Source organism: Marinobacter sp. LV10R520-4 (genome assembly GCF_002563815.1).
Classification (GTDB): domain Bacteria; phylum Pseudomonadota; class Gammaproteobacteria; order Pseudomonadales; family Oleiphilaceae; genus Marinobacter.
This window is the reverse complement of sequence record NZ_PDJM01000001.1, coordinates 2153981-2166769: the sequence shown is the minus strand read 5'-3', so window position 1 is coordinate 2166769 and position 12789 is coordinate 2153981. Positions and strand designations below refer to the sequence as shown.

At 52.6% G+C, this 12789-nt stretch carries 11 protein-coding genes and 1 pseudogene; 10 read left to right on the top strand and 2 right to left on the bottom strand.

Going from position 1 to position 12789, the window contains the following annotated elements:
- Positions 1 to 41: 41 nt before the first annotated feature.
- A complete protein-coding gene (locus ATG98_RS10470) occupies positions 42 to 1367 on the bottom strand; it encodes an RNA-guided endonuclease InsQ/TnpB family protein (RefSeq protein WP_228706088.1) in 1326 nt (441 codons plus the stop codon).
- 60 nt (positions 1368 to 1427) lie between these two features.
- Here ATG98_RS10470 and tnpA point away from each other — a divergent pair, with 60 nt between their 5' ends.
- The 10 genes and pseudogenes from tnpA (at position 1428) to ATG98_RS10420 (ending at position 10414) form a co-directional block, all read left to right on the top strand.
- Positions 1428 to 1739 (top strand): IS200/IS605 family transposase, encoded by a 312-nt coding sequence (gene tnpA / locus ATG98_RS10465; protein ID WP_228706087.1) that lies wholly within the window; start codon positions 1428 to 1430, stop codon positions 1737 to 1739.
- Between the two features lie 62 nt (positions 1740 to 1801).
- Positions 1802 to 2740, top strand: a pseudogene (locus ATG98_RS10460) (IS1595-like element ISMrsp2 family transposase).
- Positions 2733 to 2864: a transposase gene (locus tag ATG98_RS10455; RefSeq protein ID WP_228706086.1), complete on the top strand. Its 132-nt coding sequence runs from the start codon at positions 2733 to 2735 to the stop codon at positions 2862 to 2864. The pseudogene ATG98_RS10460 and the gene ATG98_RS10455 overlap by 8 nt, the downstream one beginning before the upstream one ends.
- Positions 2865 to 2895: 31 nt before the next feature.
- Complete coding sequence (livG, locus tag ATG98_RS10450) at positions 2896 to 3672, top strand: high-affinity branched-chain amino acid ABC transporter ATP-binding protein LivG (RefSeq protein ID WP_228706085.1); 777 nt, start codon at positions 2896 to 2898, stop codon at positions 3670 to 3672.
- A gap of 9 nt (positions 3673 to 3681) precedes the next feature.
- Complete coding sequence (locus tag ATG98_RS10445) at positions 3682 to 4383, top strand: ABC transporter ATP-binding protein (protein WP_098421013.1); 702 nt, start codon at positions 3682 to 3684, stop codon at positions 4381 to 4383.
- Positions 4384 to 4559: 176 nt separating this feature from the next.
- Positions 4560 to 5024 carry a DUF3015 domain-containing protein gene (locus ATG98_RS10440; RefSeq protein WP_098422892.1) on the top strand — a complete coding sequence of 155 codons (465 nt, stop codon included), beginning with the start codon at positions 4560 to 4562 and terminating at the stop codon, positions 5022 to 5024.
- Between the two features lie 90 nt (positions 5025 to 5114).
- Positions 5115 to 6992 (top strand): DUF4105 domain-containing protein, encoded by a 1878-nt coding sequence (locus ATG98_RS10435; RefSeq protein ID WP_098422890.1) that lies wholly within the window; start codon positions 5115 to 5117, stop codon positions 6990 to 6992.
- Positions 6962 to 7861, top strand: coding sequence for a PEP-CTERM/exosortase system-associated acyltransferase (locus ATG98_RS10430; protein ID WP_228706084.1), 900 nt, complete (start codon positions 6962 to 6964; stop codon positions 7859 to 7861). Before ATG98_RS10435 ends, ATG98_RS10430 begins: the two co-directional genes overlap by 31 nt.
- Positions 7862 to 7893: 32 nt before the next feature.
- The gene (locus ATG98_RS10425) at positions 7894 to 9537 is read left to right on the top strand and encodes an FAD-binding protein (RefSeq protein ID WP_179888114.1); all 1644 of its coding nucleotides are present in this window, start codon (positions 7894 to 7896) and stop codon (positions 9535 to 9537) included.
- A gap of 1 nt (position 9538) precedes the next feature.
- Positions 9539 to 10414 (top strand): alpha/beta hydrolase, encoded by an 876-nt coding sequence (locus ATG98_RS10420; protein ID WP_228706083.1) that lies wholly within the window; start codon positions 9539 to 9541, stop codon positions 10412 to 10414.
- A 136-nt stretch (positions 10415 to 10550) separates the two neighbouring features.
- Here the strand turns inward: ATG98_RS10420 and pnp are convergent, their stop codons facing one another.
- Positions 10551 to 12671, bottom strand: coding sequence for a polyribonucleotide nucleotidyltransferase (gene pnp, locus ATG98_RS10415; protein WP_098422886.1), 2121 nt, complete (start codon positions 12669 to 12671; stop codon positions 10551 to 10553).
- Positions 12672 to 12789: the final 118 nt, after the last annotated feature.

The following is a 12789-nucleotide window of genomic DNA, read 5'->3' as shown; positions in this document are numbered from 1 at the left end:
CACTAAATCGAAGATTTTGAGTTGGTATCTGGGTAAACCTACTACGCGGCCATCGGCTGCGCAGTATTTTCCCTTCTAATAACAACGGATTTTCTGGGCAAAAGATCCATCGTTATGGGGTTGGACACGCACCCCTTACAGGCTAGCCCTAAGGCCTCACCCGTTGCTTTTCTGAGGATATTAAGAGCACCGTTAATGTCGGCGTTTATGATCCCGTGTTTGCTTTGATACAACCCTCGGCGGATTCGCTTTCCGCTGAACAGTGGTAAGACGTTTTTGGGCTTTTCACCGTAAACCGGCAGGAAGTCATTATCCAAAGCAGAGGCTTTGGACGTGTACGACTCTTCCTGAATAACGGTGGTGATGCCGAGGGATTGGCACTTGTATTGGATTTGAGAGATCAAAATCGAATGCGGAATACCGACAAATTTCTGGTTATTCACGCGGCCAATGTTGACCTCTTGCTTCCAGTGTTTGTTATAACCGATGACCAACGTCCCGATGTTGTTCTCCAGGCAATAAGCGATCACCTTGCTGGACGCCCTGTGCAACAGGTCTTTTATCCGGCGATTGCGTTTATTCGTCACGGCGCGGATGTGGGCGTATTTGCCTTGAGAGCGAAGTTTGGCCACACGTTTGTTGTACCAGGCATTGATCGATTTCAGCGCTTTACCGTTGATCAGAACAGGGCGAACGCCCGGCTGATCGGTTGCGAGAGCGATAAGATTGTTGATGCCTAAATCGATCCCGGCCTTGCGGGATGTGTCGAGAAGACGGCAAAAGTGGCCCGCCTCCACAATCTTTGATTCGTTGTAAACGATTTCGATAATGAAGCAGTTGCCCTTGGGTACGATCCGCACCTCAAGCGCAACGGTGTCGCCGACAGACGCGTTCCATTTTTGCGAAAACCGAAACTGCGTTTTGATCGGTGGCAACACGTCGCTGGCAAAGTGCAGAGTCCCGTCAACGAACTTGAAGCCGTTTCGTCCAATGTGGACGGTGGCCGCTTTGTGGGCGTAACCAGGCTTCTTCGGTTGGGCTTTGAAGGCTGAAGGTGTTTTCTTGAAAGCCGATAAGGCGGCAAAAAACGCCTTCCATTCCTGGCCGACAATCTGCGTGCTCCGCTGGGCAATGGCCGATGGGAGCTTGGCGTACAGTTCCGAGTTGTTTCTCTTCAGCCATTTATCAGCGTCGCGATGCGACAGCCTCTGGTCTTTGCCGTCAGGATGGTGCTGCATTACATAGGACGTGGCGTTTTTAATCCTGCGAACAATCTGAGTGCAAACGCTGGCCCCGCGAAACGCCTCATGATTCTTTCGAATGAGGATTTGCTGGGTGCGAATGTGGGTTGATTTCTCGTTGTTCATGTTGATAATATTACGGCTTGACCAAATTGGTGTCAATCGTTTATACAGTGTAAATTTTCGATGAAAAGAAGTCACAACTCGTGCATTTACAAACTCCAATATCATTTGGTGTTGGTGACCAAATATCGGAACAAGTGCCTGAATGACGAGATGCTGCTCTGGCTTGAAGATGAGTTCATCCGACTGTTAAGCGCCGATGATTGCGGTCTGGACGAATTTAACGGCGAAGCCGATCACATCCACGCACTGATCACGCTTCACCCGATGGTTACACCGGCAAAACTGATCAACACGCTGAAAACCGTCAGCAGCCGAATGATCAAAAAGGAGTATGGCGCTCAGCTCAAAGAGTTTCCTGATTACTCACGTTAATCAGCCACGCTGCCGCCATTCTGGTATATGCTGATGTTATATACAGTACAGGAGGCAATCTCATGGCACGTAACCCAATCCAGTTCCAGCCCGGCCTGTCGTTGCCGGCTTTTCTCAAGCAATACGGCACAGAAGCACAGTGCCAGGAAGCCCTTTTCCAGCACCGCTGGCCCAAGGGATTTGTGTGCCCTGACTGCGGCAATGCTACCGGCTGCCGGCTATCGAGGGGCATTACCAGTGCCATCGCTGTCATCATCAGACGTCACTGACCGCCGGCACGATCTTTCATGCGACTCACCTGCCGTTGACCACCTGGTTCCTGGCCATTTATCTGTTGACCCAGCGTAAGAGCGGTCTCTCGGCATTGCAGCTGTCTCGGGATCTCGGTGTCACTTATAACACGGCCTGGAAGCTCAAACACAAGGTGCTGCAGGTCATGCACGATCGCACAGGGAGAGAGGCTCAGCGGCCGCATCGAGATTGATGACGCCTATCTGGGCGGCGAACGGTCGGGAAAACCAGGTCGTGGTGCCGAGCATAAATTCCCCTTTGTCGCTGCGGTGCAAACCAATGGCGAGGGCCACCCGATGCGGGTTCAGCTTCGCCGTGTGAGTGGCTTTACCTTGGCCGAGGTGCGTCGCTATGGCCAACAGGCCATTGCGCCCGGAAGCCACGTTGTCAGCGATGGTCTCAACTGTTTCCGGGCCTTTGACACGGCCACCTGCGTCCACGAGCGCCACATCACCGGAGGCGGTCGTGCCAGCGTGGCAAATCCTGAGTTCAACTGGGTCAACACCCTGCTCGGCAACGTTAAGAACGCGATCACTGGCACTTACCACGCTATCCGGGAGCAGCATGCCCCTCGCTACCTCGCTGAGTTCGAATACCGCTTCAATCGGCGCTACGATCTCAAAGCCATGCTTCCGCGGTTCCTGACATTAGCAGCCCGGACACCGCCTATGCCCTATAGGCTGCTAAAGATGGCTGACTCTTATGCGTAATCAGGAAGAGTTTTACGGGGGCACAAACGCACTGTGGAGCCGATCGTACTGCTTATTGTCAGTGGGTGGGGCGCCGATCGACGTTCTCCGTGCCTACATTGAGAACCAGGACCGACCAAAATAGTCGCTATCCATCCAACACTAAATCAGAGATTTTGAATTGGAATTCCGCTCATTTCGTTAAAATACAAAACCTGGCTATGCGTTTTGGCGGACTGCTGGCGGTAGACGGCGTAAGTCTGGATGTTCAGGAACGGGAAATTCACTCTATTATTGGCCCCAACGGCGCCGGTAAAACCACCGTATTTAACTGTATGAGCGGGTTTTACAAGCCCAGCGGTGGCAAGATCATCTTTCAGGACAAGGAGATTCAGGGCAAACCGGACTACAAAATATCGCGCATGGGCATGGTGCGCACGTTTCAGCACGTGCGGCTGTTTACTCAAATGTCGGTGGTGGAAAACCTGTTGGTGGCACAGCATCGGCACTTGAACACCAACCTGCTGGCCGGTCTGATAAAAACGCCGAACTACCGTGAGCGCGAGCGCAAATCTCTGGACCGCGCCGCCTACTGGCTAGAGCGGATAGGCATGCTGGAACAGGCCAACGTTGATGCCGGGAACCTGTCTTACGGCCAGCAGCGGCGCCTGGAAATAGCGCGCTGCATGGTCACCAAACCGCAGCTGTTGATGCTGGACGAGCCCGCAGCCGGCTTGAACCCGGCGGAAACTTTGGAGCTGAACCAGCTGATTGTCAGCTTGAAAGAAGACTACAACGTGTCGGTGGTGCTGATTGAGCACGATATGAACCTGGTAATGGATATTTCCGACCGAATTACGGTGATTAACCAGGGCCGCCCACTGGCCAGCGGAACACCGCAGGAAGTGCGTGCAAACGAAGACGTTATCAAAGCCTACCTGGGCGAGGCCTGAGGACCAGCCATGTTGATACTGGAAGATGTACACACCCACTATGGCAAAATCGAAGCCCTGCACGGCGTATCGGTTGAAATAAATGAGGGCGAAATTGTGTCGCTGATCGGCGCCAACGGCGCCGGCAAAACCACACTGCTGATGACCGTTTGCGGCAGCCCCCAGGCCAGTGCTGGCCGGGTGGTGCTGGAAGGCCGCGACATCACCAAAGAACCGACCTCGCAAATCATGCGCTCCGGCATTGCGATAGTGCCCGAAGGCCGGCGTATTTTTTCCGGACTAACGGTGAAAGAAAATCTGCACATGGGTGGTTTTTTCAACACCAAATCAGAAATTCGCAAAAGCCAGGAGCACGTTTACGAACTTTTCCCGCGCCTGAAAGAGCGGGAAAGCCAGCGCGCCGGCACCATGTCTGGCGGCGAGCAGCAAATGCTGGCCATTGGCCGCGCGCTCATGAGCAAACCGCGTTTGATCATTCTGGACGAGCCGTCCCTGGGCCTCGCACCGCTGATTATCAAACAGATTTTTGAGATTATCGGCAAACTGCGCGATGACGGCATGACGGTATTTCTGGTAGAACAGAACGCCCACCAGGCGCTGAATTTAGCCGACAGGGGTTACGTGCTGGAAACCGGGCGCATTCGCCTGCATGACACAGGTGCAAACCTGCTGGTGAATCCGCAAGTGCGGGAAGCGTATCTGGGCGGGTAAGTATTGGAACTGTGCGGTAAATAACCATAAAACCAGACTTTTTCCGTTATCACAGTTAGTGCGTCGGAAAAATTGGCTATACTCCGACAAGCGGTTGCGTGCTACGTTCGGTACTTTCAGCATCATTCGGCACTATCGCTGCGACAACAGCTATACCAAAAACCAAGGAGTGAATAATGAAAAAACTGATCGCAGGTGCAATTCTTCTGGGTGCTTCCTCTATGGCCTTCGCACAGCCGGGCTGTGGCGTTGGCGCCATGATCTGGAAAGGACAGTCCGGTATTGCCCCGCACGTACTGGCGGCAACCACCAACGGCACATTCTTTAACCAAACTTTCGGTATGACTACCGGTACTCTGGGCTGCTCAACCAATGCTTCCGTTCAATCCATGGCCATGTACATGGACAGCAACATCGATAAAGTAGCTCGTGACATGTCACGTGGCAACGGCGAAAACCTGGACACCCTGGCTGTTCTACTGGGCGTAGAACAGGCTGACCGTGACAGTTTCCGCAGCGTTCTGCAGAATAACTTCGCGACTATTTTCCCCAACGCAGACACCACCTCTGACCAGGCTGTTAGCGCCATTGTTGCTCTGCTGCAACAAGATGCCGGCCTGAGCAAGTACGTCGCTGCCTGATATTTCCAGGTTCATGAGAAATACCGCGATACCAGTGCGCCAGTGATGGCGCACTTTTTTTTCTAAACACTACGGACTCTGTGACCTGCCATGGGCCAAACACTTCTTTCTGGAATAGCCGCAGCCGTATTGGCGCTGCTGCCAATGCCGGCCCTGGCTGTAACAACCAGCGTACCTGCCAGCCTACACCTATCGCCAGGCTGGCTAACACTGGGCCATTACCATCAGCCCAATCTGAGCAGCGGTTTCAAAAGCCAGGCCGACGACGATGCATTTTTCCTCAGTGCCGACGGCAAGCTCTCCCCAAAGGCTGAATTAGTGGCCACACTTGCGGCCATTCAACAGCCGGGCGGCGGAGACCTGCACGCGCGCTGCCGATTTCCAGCCCGATCAACCTGGCTGCAACAAGAGCTGAATCTGAATTTGCCTGCGGTTGACTGCCCCGCGTATCAGCAATGGCAGGATGAGCTAAACACGGAAACCGTTACCCTGGTGTTTGCGGCGTCCTATCTGAACAGCCCGTCGTCTATGTTCGGCCATACGTTTCTGCGCCTGAACCCACCTCAAGATGACAACAACACTAACCTGCTACTGGCCAACACCATTTCCTACGCCGCCGATGCCGCCGCCCACGACGGTGAGCTGATGTTTGCCTATCGCGGTATTTTTGGTGGCTACCCGGGCATTACCACGGTTCAGCCCTACTACCAAAAAATCCGTCTATACTCGGACATTGAACATCGGGATTTATGGGAGTATCAGCTAAACCTGACGCAAAGTGAGGTCGACAGAATGACCGCCCACGCCTGGGAGATTCAGGACAAGAACTTTGATTATTACTTTTTTGACGAGAACTGCGCTTACCGCCTGCTGGCACTGATCGATGTGGCGCGGCCGGGCACTGACCTGCTGGATGAGGTAAATACCCACGCCATTCCAACAGATACCGTGCGCTGGGTAATCGAAAAGAACCTGGTAACCAATGTGGAATACCGGCCCTCGGCCGCAACCGCGGTCAGCTATTCGCTGGAATCTCTTGGCTCCCAACAGCAGCTCATTGCCTCTGCCCTGGCCAACGGTTACCTGCAACCGGACAGTGCGGAGCTGATGGCACTCAACGAGGTCGACCGGGCCGCCGTGCTGGATGCAAGTTACGATTACGTACGCTACCAGAGCGAAGCCGATGGCTGGCCCCGTGACTTCGCTGCCCCGCTATCACATGCTCTTTTGCGAGAACGCAGTAAACTGATTGCAGACCAGCCCGGGCAGCCGCCGAGGCCGTTGGTGCGAGACGATCAAGGCCATGACACTTTCCGTTTGAGCCTAGGCGCCGGTCGCGCAGAGTACGCGTCAAGCGGCCGCAACTTCTCCCTATTGAGCTTTCGCCCTGCATACCATGATTTCTTGGATCCTCCCGAAGGCTACCGGAGCGGGGCTCAACTGCAGTTTCTGCGATTTGACGCTCGCTATTACACCGATAACAACGAGTTGCAGCTCGAGCAGTTTACCGCCATTGATGTGCGCTCGCTGAGCCCCCGTAATCGCTTTTTCTCACCGCTGTCGTGGCAAGTCAGCTTTGGTGGCCGACGCACGGATACGGGTCGTGAAAGAGTTCTGGCGCCCTATCTGGACGGCGGTGCCGGCGGCAGCTGGCGTATTGCTAGCAATACGCAGGCGTTTGCGCTGGCAACGGCGGATCTGGAAATTGATGACGACTTAGGGCGCGGCTACGATGCAGCACCCGGCGCTGATCTGGGACTTCTGCACCAGACACCCCGCTTTAGCCTGTTGGCCGGGGTGAAAACCAAAGCCTGGATTATCAGCAGCCAACACCGTCAAGACCAGCTCTACAGCAAAGCCAGCTGGCACCTTGGCCGCGAATTCAGCGTGTTCGCCGAGTTCAATCGTGAAGACCACTTCAACAGGATGCAAAACACATGGCAAGCCGGTTTGCACGCTTACTTTTAAGTAAAAAGGAATATGAGGGCTACGTAGAACGCAGTAAAAAAATCGTTAAAAAAAGAGCTGGCTTCAAAAAAGAAGGCGGGTCCTGGACAACTATAAAGCAGAAATTGAATATTAGAAAAGCCTGGAGTTCCTTATTAAAATTAAGGGAAGCCAATGCTACGTGTGGTCGTTTTATGCAGTTTTTCTCATTTTACATCGCCACAACAGCTGAACTGGAGCGTGAAGCCTACAAAATACGCCATCAGGTTTACTGCGAGGAACTGGGATGGGAGGCTCTGCGCGAATCCGGCGAAGAGACAGACGAATTTGACTCTCACGCTGCCTACTGCCTTGTCAGACACAGGTCGAGCAATGTGTTTGCGGACACAGTACGTATTGTTAATAGTAAAGAAGAGAACAGAGAAGCATTACCCATTGAGAAGTACTGCCTGGACACAATTACGGATCTTGCCTATTCGCCGACCAACTTCCCCAGAGAGGACGTCTGTGAGTTTTCAAGACTGGCCGTGCCGTCTTCATTCCGCCGGCGTCAAACGGACAAATTTCCAGGCGCCGCCACGGGCAGCATCAATGTAGTGCAATATTCTAAAAATGAATTACGCTGCTTCTCATTTATTGCCATTGGCTTGTATTTTTCTGCCGCTTCACTGGCCATGAAGCTGGGTAAAAAACACGCCTACGTAATGATGGAGCCGCGGCTGGCCAGAAATATGGTCTTTGTGGGTATCAGGTTCAGACAAATAGGACCTGTCGTTGACTATCATGGCCGGCGAGCGCCCTATTATATCAATGCCGAACTTTTGCACGCGCACCTGGCTAGGGGTTTCAGGATGATGTTAAAAAACATCAAACACTCTACTGATCAATAGTAGACGCATTATTTCCAAGTGGAGGAATTCTTTTGACACAAGACTTGCACTTACTATTAACTTCAAATGGATTTGATAATTTTCAAAACTGTGAAGTATTCAACCAAAATCAGGCAAACACGCTTTACAACAAGGGTACTGAATCTATATCGCGAAATCTCTACGGTGCGATAAAGGTTAAAAAAATTGAGGTAATCAGTGAGTTATTTCAGTTAGCGAATAAGCTCGCGACAAACGGGCAAACTAAGATCGTTTTTTACCCCATATCGACTGGAAATAATTGGGGATATGGCACGTCCCTGCCCAATTTATCCAGCGGCAATTCGGTCATCCTCGATTTGTCGCTACTGAATAACATTGATATGGTCAACGAGTACTTGGGCTTGGTCAGGATTGAACCCGGCGTCACTCAAGGCCAGCTTAGTGGCTATTTCGAGAAAAATAATCTTCCGTTCATGGTACCGGTTACTGGAGCAGGCGCGTCCTGCTCGATTCTGGCAAACGCTCTGGAGAGGGGTTATGGAATAACACCCCATCAGGACCATTTTGCAGCACTTACCGATCTCAAAGCTATATTGCCGAACGGGCAGCATTATCAATCACCACTGAGTCAGTTATCGTCTGAAGCGGGCCAGGCCGATCTGGTGAATCAGACTTATAAATGGAATGTTGGCCCCTACCTCGATGGCCTTTTTACACAATCAGGACTTGGCGTTGTCTATCAAGCCACCATTCGCTTAAAACGAATTCCCGCCGGATTTGATTCATTTTATATTGATTACAAAAATGACGACGACGTTAGAGTTGCAATAGAATTTATTAAAAGTACGCTGGAAAAGTTTGAGGGCATTGTTGGCTCGATAAATCTGATGGATCGACTTCGCATTATTTCAATGCTGAAACCAAATCCAAATAAAGACACAGGTAATCTATTAAGCAGCGAACAGATAGAAACGATCACAAAAAAGGAAATGGTGGCTGCCTGGACCATTGTGGGTTCAATATACGGTGAGCCCAGTGTTGTTAAACAAGTCAAAAAGCTCATAAAAAAAGCCGCCAAACCCCATGCCCATCACATAATATTTTCGGGTGATGTAAAAATTAAGATCGCAAAATCAGTGTTTGGGAAAATGCCCGCGTGGTTTCTACCAGCGATTCAGGACAAGTTAAAGTCGCTCGCTGCCAGCATTGAGATTATGCGCGGAAGGCCCAATGAGATCGCCAAACCTCTATGCTATTGGCGAACCACTGTTCCTGAACAACAGTCGGCTATTAAGGATCCTGCAAAGGACAAATGCGGGCTGTTATGGTATGCACCCCTTATCCCCATGTCTCCGGATAGTGTTATCAGGTACACACAACATGTGCGTACAGTCTGCAGGAAACACAACATCGACCCTTTGATCACCTTCACAAATTTACGCCATGACTTGATAGATAGCACCGTTCCAATTTTATTCAGCCAGTCTTCTGAGCTGTCGGTCAGTAATGCGCACTCGTGTTTAGACGAGCTGGTAAAAGAGGGAATCAGCTTAGGTTACATTCCGTATCGGTTAAATATTGAGCAGCAGTTGCGATGGTTTGATGGCCATCTTCAGTCCGACCAGATAATGCAAAAAATATACAAAGCTTTTGATGAGAATGGAATCAATCAAATTGGTCGATATGGGAAATAACATGCGAGCTCTGTGTGGCCTGCTGATTGCTACTTTCGCGTTAAGCGGTTGCAGTGGCCTGTTCTTTTTCCCGGACCAGACCACTTACATTACCCCAGACCGGCTAAATCTGGAATACAGTAACGCCTTCATCAATACCCCAGACGGCGAAGTGTTACACGGCTGGTGGTTACCAGCGGTGACTCTACAAAGTGCTGGCAGCGACGCAGAGGCGAATAACGCCAAAGGCACGGTTTACTACTTACACGGGAACGCTCAGAACATCAGCAGCCACATTATGAACGTGGCCTGGCTGCCGGCCGAAGGTTACAACGTCTTCGCGCTGGATTACCGCGGCTATGGCCGCTCAACCGGTGCACCGGATATTGAAGGCGCCCTGCACGACGTAGAAAGCGGAATGCGCTGGCTAATCCAGCAGCCACACACTCAAGGCAAACCCATCTTCTTACTGGGTCAAAGCCTGGGCGGCGCCCTGGCCATCCCCTTGGCCGCCGAGTGGCAGCAGCGTAACGAACAACCGCCCCTGAATGGCGTGATCCTCGACGGCGCCTTCGCTGGCTTTCGTGCCATTGCCCGCGACAAACTCGCCAGCTTCTGGCTCACCTGGCCGCTTCAGGCCCCTCTAAGCTGGACCATTCCTGACGACTACGAAGGCGCAGACTACATCGGCCGTATAAGCCCTACACCGCTACTGATGATTCACAGCGTGCGCGATGGCATTATCCCTTTTGCCAACGGCGAAACCCTGTACCAGGCGGCGAGAGAGCCAAAGAAGTTTCTGCAAACCGACACGCCCCACACGGCGACTTTCGCGCTGCCGGAATACCAAAAGAGCCTGATTGATTTTCTGAAGACGAAGGGATCAGCGACGGACTGAGTAGAACCGGGGACAGACCAAGCAAAGTCGGGGACGGACTGAGCAGAGCCGGGGACAGACTTGAAGTCTGTCCCCAAGTTGAGCAAAGAGTAAGACGGAGGACAGACTTGAAGTCTGTCCCCACACCATCGAACTATCAGGCAGAAAGGTCAGTCGGCTTCTCGCCTTCTTTTACTTCCTTCATAGACAGCTTAACGCGGCCACGGTTGTCTACATCCAGCACTTTGACCAGAACTTCCTGGCCTTCTTTCAGCTCATCAGTCACGTTTTCAATGCGACGGTCAGAAATCTGAGAGATGTGCACCAGGCCATCTTTGCCCGGCAGAATGTTTACAAACGCGCCGAAGTCGACGATGCGCTCAACGCGACCCTGGTAGATAGCACCCACTTCGATTTCAGCGGTAATTTCCATTACCCGCTTAACCGCAGCCTGTGCCGCTTCCATGTTGTCGGCGTAGATTTTCACGTTGCCGTCGTCGTCCAGATCAATAGACGCACCGGTTTCATCGCAGATAGAACGGATGGTAGAACCGCCCTTGCCGATCACGTCACGAATTTTCTCCGGATTGATCTTGATGGTGGTGATGCTAGGCGCACGTGATGACAGCTCGGTACGCGAAGCCGCAATCACCTTGTTCATCTCGCCAAGGATATGCTGGCGAGCGCCGTAGGCTTGCTCCAGGGCCAGTTCCATAATCTCGTCGGTGATGCCGTTGATCTTGATGTCCATCTGCAGCGCGGTGATACCTTCTTTGGTACCGGCTACTTTGAAGTCCATGTCGCCAAGGTGATCTTCATCGCCCAGGATGTCGGTCAGGATGGCGAACTTATCGCCCTCTTTAACCAGACCCATGGCAATACCGGCCACGGCAGACTTGATAGGCACGCCTGCGTCCATCAGTGCCAGACTGGAACCACACACCGATGCCATAGAGCTGGAACCGTTGGATTCGGTGATTTCAGACACCGCACGAATGGTGTACGGGAACTCTTCAACCGTTGGCATTACCGCCAGAAGGCCACGCTTGGCCAGGCGTCCGTGACCAATTTCACGACGGCCGGGGCCCATCATACGGCCCGCTTCACCAACAGAGTACGGAGGGAAGTTATAGTGGAACAGGAACGGGTCTTTGCTTTCCCCTTCCAAGGCATCGATGATCTGCATGTCGCGCGACGTGCCCAGCGTAGTAGTCACGATGGCCTGGGTTTCGCCACGGGTGAACAGTGCAGAGCCGTGAGCACCCGGCAGAATGCCCAGTTCAATTTTGATCGGGCGCACGGTTTTGGTGTCGCGGCCGTCAATACGCGGCTTGCCATCAATAACCTGCTGGCGAACAACGTGCTTTTCGGTTTTACCGAAGCACTTTTTGACGTCTTCAGCAGAGTGCTTGCCTTCTTCGTCACCGGCCAATTTTGCAACGGCCGCGGCTTTGATCTCGCCCAGCCGTGCGTAACGGTCCATCTTATCGCGGATGCTGTAAGCCTCTGCGATAGCGTCAGCAAAGTCAGCCTTGATGGCGCCCATCAGTTCGGCGTTTACAGCTTCAGCCTGCCATGCCCAGCGGGGCTTGCCAATTTCAGCGGCAAATTCCTTAATGGCGCTAACGGCAGTCTGCATTTCCTGGTGGGCGAACAGCACGGCGCCCAGCATCTGGTCTTCGTTCAGGCTTTTGGCCTGGGATTCAACCATCAGCACGGCGTCTTCGGTACCGGCAACAATCATGTCCAGCAGCGAGGTTGAACGCTCTTCATGAGTCGGGTTCAGGAAGTAGCCACGCTCGTTGGTAAAGCCAACGCGGGACGCACCGATGGGGCCTTCAAACGGAATGCCAGAAATAGCCAGGGCTGCAGAAGCCGCCAGCATGGCAGCAATGTCAGGATCCTGAGTCTTGTTGGCTGACATAACGGTCAGCACAACTTGGACTTCGTTCATGAAACCATTAGGAAACAGCGGACGAATAGGACGGTCGATCAGGCGTGACGTCAGGGTCTCTTTTTCAGTAGGACGCGCTTCACGCTTGAAGAAACCACCGGGAATCTTGCCCACAGAGTAGGTTTTTTCGGTGTAGTTGACGGTCAGCGGGAAAAAGCCCTGACCAGGCTTGGCTTCTTTGGCACCGACAACGGTGCCCAGCACAGAAATATCGTCGATGGTTACGAGTACGGCACCGGTGGCCTGGCGAGCGATACGGCCAGTTTCCAAAGTAACGGTTTTGCCACCAAGTTCGAACGTTTTAGTTACGGGATTAAGTTCCACAAAAAACTCCTGAATATCTTTCCGATTGATTCAGTTACTCACCCATGTGGGTAACTGCTGTTCTGCGCCAGATAAAAAAACACAACCGGCGAAAGCGCTCTTGCAAGCGCCGCCGCCG